At 67.9% G+C, this 7,123-nt stretch carries 6 protein-coding genes; all 6 read right to left on the bottom strand.

Going from position 1 to position 7,123, the window contains the following annotated elements; translation table 11 throughout:
- A partial coding sequence (locus JWQ05_RS18930; protein WP_299661868.1) for an ATP-binding cassette domain-containing protein occupies nt 1-296 on the bottom strand: 296 nt, incomplete at its 3' end.
- Nucleotides 293-1,354, bottom strand: coding sequence for an ABC transporter ATP-binding protein (locus tag JWQ05_RS18935; protein ID WP_299661871.1), 1,062 nt, complete (start codon nt 1,352-1,354; stop codon nt 293-295). The genes JWQ05_RS18930 and JWQ05_RS18935, both read right to left, overlap by 4 nt.
- Nucleotides 1,351-2,280, bottom strand: coding sequence for an ABC transporter permease (locus tag JWQ05_RS18940; protein WP_299661873.1), 930 nt, complete (start codon nt 2,278-2,280; stop codon nt 1,351-1,353). The genes JWQ05_RS18935 and JWQ05_RS18940 overlap by 4 nt, the downstream gene beginning before the upstream one ends.
- Nucleotides 2,280-3,233 (bottom strand): ABC transporter permease, encoded by a 954-nt coding sequence (locus tag JWQ05_RS18945; RefSeq protein WP_299661876.1) that lies wholly within the window; start codon nt 3,231-3,233, stop codon nt 2,280-2,282. The genes JWQ05_RS18940 and JWQ05_RS18945 overlap by 1 nt, the downstream gene beginning before the upstream one ends.
- A gap of 159 nt (nt 3,234-3,392) precedes the next feature.
- Nucleotides 3,393-4,901 carry an ABC transporter substrate-binding protein gene (locus JWQ05_RS18950; protein ID WP_299661882.1) on the bottom strand — a complete coding sequence of 503 codons (1,509 nt, stop codon included), beginning with the start codon at nt 4,899-4,901 and terminating at the stop codon, nt 3,393-3,395.
- Nucleotides 4,902-5,278: 377 nt separating this feature from the next.
- Nucleotides 5,279-7,123, bottom strand: a 1,845-nt coding sequence (locus JWQ05_RS18955) for a TonB-dependent receptor (RefSeq protein ID WP_299661879.1), incomplete at its 5' end; no start/stop codon positions are given.

Raw genomic sequence — 7,123 nt, forward strand, 5'->3', positions numbered from 1 at the left:
TGGAAGATCATCGCCACGGCCCGGCCGCGCATCGCCCGCAGGGCCTTGCCCGATAGCGCCATGACGTCCTGGCCCGCCACCCGGATCTCACCGCCGATCGTCGTCTTGCGCTCCGGGTTGAGGCGCATGATCGCCCGCAGGGTCACGCTTTTCCCCGAGCCCGACTCGCCGATCAGCGCCACCGCCTGCCCGCGCTCCAGGGTGAGGTCCACCCCGTCAACCGCCTCGACCACGCCGCCGAAGACGACCTTCAGGCCGCGGATCTCGACTGCCGGCCCGGTTCCGGATGTGCTCATGCGGCCACCGTCGGGGTTGGGGCGAGCGTGTGGCCGGAGTTCGGCTGACGAGCGAGGCAGGCGACGCGGTGGCTCGCGTCGAGGGCGTCGAGTGGGGGGACCGTGCCCCGGCAGACGTCCTCGACGAGGGTGCAGCGCGGATGGAAGCGGCAGCCGGGGGGCGGGTTGATGGGGTTCGGCGGATCGCCCGCGAGTGGCGCGACCTGCGTGCGTGCATCGGGGTCCATCGAGGGCATCGAGGACAGCAGCGCCGCCGTGTAGGGATGGGCGGGCGCCGCGAGCACCGTGTCGGCGGGACCGATCTCGACCACCTGGCCGAGATACATCACCGCCACTCGGTCGCAGATGAAGCGCACCACGTTGAGGTCGTGGGAGATGAACAGGTAGGTGAGGTTGAACTCTTGTTTGAGGTCCATGAGCAGGTTCAGGACCTGCGCCTCCACCGACTTGTCGAGCGCCGAGACCGCCTCGTCGAGCACCACGAGGCGCGGCTCCAGCGCAAGCGCCCGGGCGATGTTCACGCGCTGGCGCTGACCGCCGGAGAGTTCGTGCGGGTAGCGCGCCGCAAAGCGCGACGGCTCCAGCCCGACCCGGGCCAGGAGCGAGCGGGCCCGCTCGATGGCCTGGCGTTTCCCTACTCCGTGCACCTGCGGCCCGAAGGCGATGGAGCCCTCGATGGTCATGCGCGGGTTGAGCGAGGAGTAGCTGTCCTGGAACACCATCTGGGTCTGGGCCCGAAAGTCCCGCAGGGGCAGAGCGCGGCTGCCGATCCGCTCGCCGTCGAACAGGAGGTCTCCGGAATCGTGGCGGATCAGGCCCATGATGAGCTTGGCGGTAGTGGACTTGCCGCAGCCGGATTCGCCGACGACGCCGAGGGTCTCGCCCTTCAGGATCTCGAAATCGACCCCGTCCACGGCGCGCACCACGGCCCTGGTGCCGCCGAACCCCTTCTTGACGGGGAAGTGCTTGACGAGGCGGTCGACGGTGAGGAGCGGCTGGGCCGGCCCGCCGCGGTCCCGGGCTGGCGGAACGGTCGGGCTGCCGATGGGCGCGCTCATGCCTTCACTTCCATCGCGGACCGGAGCCCATCCGAAAACAGGTTGAACGAGATCGAGACGATGAAGATGGCGAGCCCCGGCAGGGCGGCGACCATCGGGTTTACGTAGATCGCCGTGCGCAGTGTGTTGAGCATCAGGCCCCATTCGGGCTCGGGCGGCTTCACCCCGAGGCCGAGGAAGGACAGGCCGGAGGCCAGGATCATCGACACGCTGATCAGGCTGGTGGCGTAGACGAAGATTGGCCCGAGCACGTTGCCGAGCACCTGAACGCGCAGGATCGTCAGGGTCGAGGCCCCCGAGAGCCGGGCGGCGTCGACGTAGTCGCGCGAGCGGATCTGCGTGGTGACGCTCTCGGCCACGCGGGCGATCTGGGGCACGAACACGCAGGTGAGCGACACGATGGAGTTGAACACGCCGGCGCCCAGCGCCCCCGACAGCGCGATGGCCAGCAGCACGGAGGGAAACGCGAAGAACACGTCCACCGTCCGCATGAGCACCGTGTTGACCCAGCCGCCGACGTAGCCGGCGAGGATCCCGATGCCTGAGCCGATGATGAAGGCGAGGATGACGGGGGTGACGCCGATGAACAGCGACAGGCGCCCGCCCATCATCAGGCGGCTCAGCATGTCGCGGCCGAGTTCGTCCGAGCCGAGACGGTAGGTGGCGTCCCCGATCGGTCTGAGGCGGCGCACCATCGACCCCCGATAGGGATCCATGGGGGTGATCCACGGCGACAGCAGCGCGATCGCCACGATGGCGAGGATCACGAAGGCCGCCGCCATCGCCACCGGATCGCGCAGGAGCTTGTGGCCGACCTGGCCCCAGAACCCCCGCGAGGGCACGAAGGCGTCGGGCGCCGCCGGCAGGGGGGCGGCGCCTCCGGCGATGTCGAGAACCGGCGGGGCGGTCTGTGTCGCGAGAGCCATCAGCCCCTCTCGATGCGCGGATCGAGCGCCGTCTGCACGACGTCGACGATCAGGTTGAGGGCGACGAAGAACATCGCCAGGACCAGGATCGAGCCCTGGAGCAGGGGCAGGTCGCGCTGGAAGATCGCTGCGTTCAGCAGAAACCCGGTGCCGGGCCAGGCGAACACCGTCTCGATCAGGATCGAGCCGCCGAGCAGATAGCCGAGCTGCAGGCCCATGATGGCGAGCGCCGTCGGGGCGGCGTTCTTGACCACGTGCTTGAACACGCCGAACTCGCTCATGCCCTTGGCGCGCAGCGCGCCAACAAAGTCCTGGGAGAGGATGTCGCCGACGAGCGCTCGGATGGTGCGCGCGATCACGCCCATGGGGATCACCGACATCGTGAGCGCGGGCAGGATGATGTAGCGCAGGTGCTCGAGATCGGGCCGCCAGTTGCCCGAGCCGTCGGGGCCGGCGCCGGTCGGCGGCAGCCAGCCGAGCTGGGCCGAGAATACGATGACCAGCACCATGCCGAGCCAGTAATGCGGCACGCTCACCCCGAAGACCGAGACGGCGGAGGCGAGCCGGTCGAGGATCGAATTGCGGAAGTAGCCGGCGACGAAGCCGAACAGGCAACCGAAGGTGAAGCCGATCAGCGTCGCCACGAAGGCCAGGATCAGGCTGTTGACCACCGCCCGGCCGACTTCCTGCGCCACGGGCCGCCCGGTGGCGATGGAGATGCCGAGGTCGCCCTGCAGCACGTGCCAGAGCCAGATCACGTACTGCACGGGCAGCGGCTTGTCGTAGCCGTAGGCCGCCCGCATCGCATCGATGGTCTCCTGCGTGGCGTCCACCGGGAGCACGGCGCTCAACGGATCGCCGGGCGCGAGGTGGACGAGGAGGAAGCAGACCACGCTGACGCCGAGCGCCACCGGCGTGACCGTGAGCAGGCGTTGCAGGATGAATTTCAGCATGGCTCTATCCTCGCCCTCCGGCGGGAGACGGGGCCTGCGCAGTGTGCGGCAAGGAGGGCGACCCTTCCGGATGCGGCGGCGCCCATCCCTCGGTCGCTCCCCGGCCACCCTCCCCCGCAGAGGAGGGAGGAACTGCCCACCACGCGATCCGGATTTCCATCACTTGCTCATCGAGATCGGTGAAAAATCCTGGAACCAGTTCTGCGACTGCACGAAGCCCTTCACCTTCGGGCTCATGGCGCGCGGGTTGGTGTCGTGCGCCACCATCAGGAAGAGGGCGTCGTTCACGTACTTCTCGTGGACCTTCTCCAGCACCCTGGTCTGCTCGGCGGGGTCGAAGGTCGTCCGCACTTGGTCGAACAGCTTGTCCATCTCGGGATCGCAGTAATGGCCCCAGTTGGTGCCGTTGGGCGCCGCGAGGTTGCACTGGAGATGGCGGATGAAGCCCGTGAAGGGGTCTTGGATGAAGTAGGAGAAGTTCATCCCCGTGGCCTTGCGGGAGGTGTCGGATTTCGCGCCCGCTCGCCACAGGTTGATGAGCGTGTTCCACTCCACCACTTCGAACTCGACCTTGATGCCGACATCCGCCAGATTCTGCTGGATGAGTTCGTTCATCGGCAGGGGCTGCATCTGGCCCGAGCCCGAGGGCGCGATCAGGATCTTGGTGACGATCGGCTTGTTGGGGCCGTAGCCCGCTTCGGCGAGCAGCTTCTTGGCGGCCTCGGGGTCGTAGGTCGGCTTGAAGGTCGGATTGCCGAACCAGGCCGAGCCCGGCGGCATGAAGCCCTGCGCCGGGATCATCAGCCCGTTGAGCATCTCCTTCATGCCCTCGCGGTCGACGGCGAGGTTGGCGGCCTTGCGCACGCGGATGTCGTTCCAGGGCGAGCCCTCGGCGCGCGAGAGGTGCCAGGTCCAGTTGTGCGGGTAGGCGTTGGTGACGATGCCGAAGCCCGCGCCCTTGAGCGAGGCGACGGCGTCGGGCGGGGGCGCCTCGATCCAGTCGACCTGACCCGACCGCAGGGCGGCCACGCGGGCATTGGCCTCGGGCAGCGGCACCAGCACGAGCTTGTCGAGCTTCGGTATCCGGGCCTTGTCCCAGTATTCCTTGTTGGGCGCCATTTCGGCGCGCTCGCGCGGGGCGAACAGGGTCAGCTTCCAGGGCCCCGTTCCCGAGGGCGTCTTGGCGAAGGCGTCCCAGCTCTTGCCGACCTTCTCCCACTGGGCGGGCGAGGAGATCATGATCCAGGCGATCTGGTAGGGCAGCGTCGCGTCGGGGTTTTTCGTCGTCACCTCGAGGGTCGTGGGATCGATGGCGCGGTAGCTCGCCACCGCCGGGATGCGCGAGCGCCCCTGCGCCGACTGGCGCGGGTCGAATTGCGGGGCGTCGTTCTTGAGGAGCTTGTCGAGGTTCCAGACCACGGACTCCGCCGTGAAGGGCGAGCCGTCGTGGAAGGTCACGCCCTCGCGCAGCTTGAACGTCCACTTGGTGTTGTCGGCCGGATCGACGTGCCAGCTCGTGGCGAGCCCCGGGGCCAGCACCGAGGGCTTCGTGGCGGAGGAGAGGTCCCAGTTGATGAGGCCGTCATAGACCGTGTAGCCCGTGAACCGCATGCCCTCGCCGCCGTTGTCGGCCTGCCCCGTGGTCAGCGGAATGTCGGAGGCGGTCATCCCGATCTTCAGCACGCCCTGCGCGGAGGCGGGGGTGATCACGCCCGACAGTAAAGCCAAGGCGAGGAGACGGGTTTTCGACCAACGCGAGACGGGAGCGAACATTCGGGACCGGGTGCTTCGTTGAGGGGCGCGAGCCCTGACGGGAACGTGAATGCAATCCCCCGGCCAAACCGCCGCCCCGACCACTTCAGGTCAAAGCTTGGCGGTTCCCTTCCTCTCCTGCGATCCGGCCGCAGTTTCTGCTTAGCCGACGTGCAGGGCCATTCACCGAACCGATTTCCAGCGGAAGAATGCCTATTTTGTATGCATTTCCGGGTTGAGGAACTGCCAAGCCAGCCGCGCCAACGACGAATATCTTGAGGCGATCCGGGTTTTCAGAAGGAGAGCTTCAGACCGCCCATGACGCTGCGCGGCGCGCCCGGCAGGATGGATCCGGTGGTGGCGGCGAGAACCGCAGCATCGTTCGGCCGGCCCGTCGTCCGGCTGAGGGAAGTCGCGAGGTTCTGGGCGGAGGCCACGTAGGTCGTGTCGAGGAGATTGCGGACTTCGACGTACAGGTCGAGCCGCTTGGCGTAGCCGGTCAGGGCCGTGGCGTAGTGAAGGTTCGCGTTGAGGATCGTGTAGCCCGGCGACTTGAGTTGGTTGCCGTTGTCGATGAAGACGCCGTCCTGGGCCACCGCCTCCACGAAACCCCCGAGACCGTCGAGGGGACCGCCGATCTGATCGTATCCGATCCGCAGCAGGAATTGGTGCGCCGGAACCCCCGGGATGGTCTTGCCAGCCCGGTCGAGGCGCGCCGTGTATGCGCCGACACTCAACGTCTCGGAGAAGCGGGTGTAGATCTGGTGGTCGAAGGTATAGGCGAGGACCCCGCGCCAGCCCGGCGCGAAGGACCAGTCTGCGCCGACCTCGACGCCGCGATGCTCGGAGGCCGGGGCGTTGACGAAGTAGCTGAGCCGGCCGCCCCCGGGCGATTGCGACAGCAACTCGTTGCGGAAGAACTCCTGGAAGCCGGTCACGCTGACGCGCAGGGTCTCCACGGAGCTCCAGTCGAACCCGAGGTCGAGCCCGAGATTTTCCTGCGCCTGGAGACCCGTGTTGTTGCCGGGTGCGCCGGTGCTGGTCACGAACAGGTTGTTGGCGCCCGGAGTGGCGTAGCCCGTCGCCGCCCGGCCACGAAAGGTCCAGGCGGTGCTCGGCCGATAGCGCAGCGCCAGTTCCTGCGCGACGTTGCGGAAGCTGCGGGCGACATCGGTCACGGCGGTCGTGCGGCCGGCCTGGGCATAGGTGTAGGCGAAGCTTCGGCCCGTGATGGTGGTGTCCGTCGCGCTGAGGCCGAGCACGCCGGTCCACTGGTCGGACAGCGAGACCTCCGTGCGGGCTCGGCCGCCGAGATTCGACTGTTCTCCCCGCTGGTTGCCGATCAGGGCGCCGAGTGCCGGCCCAGTCCCCAGAACCCGGTTGAACATCGTGACGTGGTAGTCGAGCGTTTCCGCGTTGAGCGCCACGTAGCCGACCGCCGGCAGGCCGAACAGGTCGTAGCGCCGGGTCAGGTCGGTCAGGAAGTTCCAGGACGGATAGGAGCCCCGGACTGCCGTGGTGTAGAACGGCTGATCGAAGTTGCGCTCGTCGAAGCCGAGTTGCGCGCGCCAAGTCGTCTGCGCGTCGATGTCGTGCTCGAGCCGTGCCGCCACGATGGTGCGCCGGTCGTTGCGCCCGAAAGCACCCTGCGCTGCGGTCACCGGCACGGTGGCGCCGAACGCGCCGTTGGCGAGAAGGTTCGTCAGCGTGCAGCCCGGGGCGGCGGTGGCGGCGAAGCCGCAGCCGCGCTGGTAGGGGTTGATGCGGTACTGGTTCAGGGAGGATCGCGCCGGCAGGTCCGCGTCCACAACGTTGTCGATCACCTTGAGGGTGAGCCGGGTGTCGGGCGTCGGGGTGTAGCTCGCCAGCAGGTTGATCGTCTGGGTGTCGTAGGAACTGTGGCCCTGGTAGCCGCGGGCTCTGGCGTCGCTGGCGAACAGGCTGATCTCGAAGGGGCCGCTGACGCCGCCCACCGTGAAGTAGTTGCTCAAATAGCCGAAGCTGCCCGCGTCGGTGCCGATCTCGTAGCCGTCGATCTCGCGGCCGGTGCGGGTGCGGAAGGCGAGCGCGCCGCCGGTGGCGTAGTTGCCGAACAGGGCCGATTGCGGCCCCCGGAACACGTCGATGCGGCTGTAGGC

It is taken from the genome of Methylobacterium sp. (genome assembly GCF_028290105.1).
Taxonomy (GTDB): domain Bacteria; phylum Pseudomonadota; class Alphaproteobacteria; order Rhizobiales; family Beijerinckiaceae; genus Methylobacterium.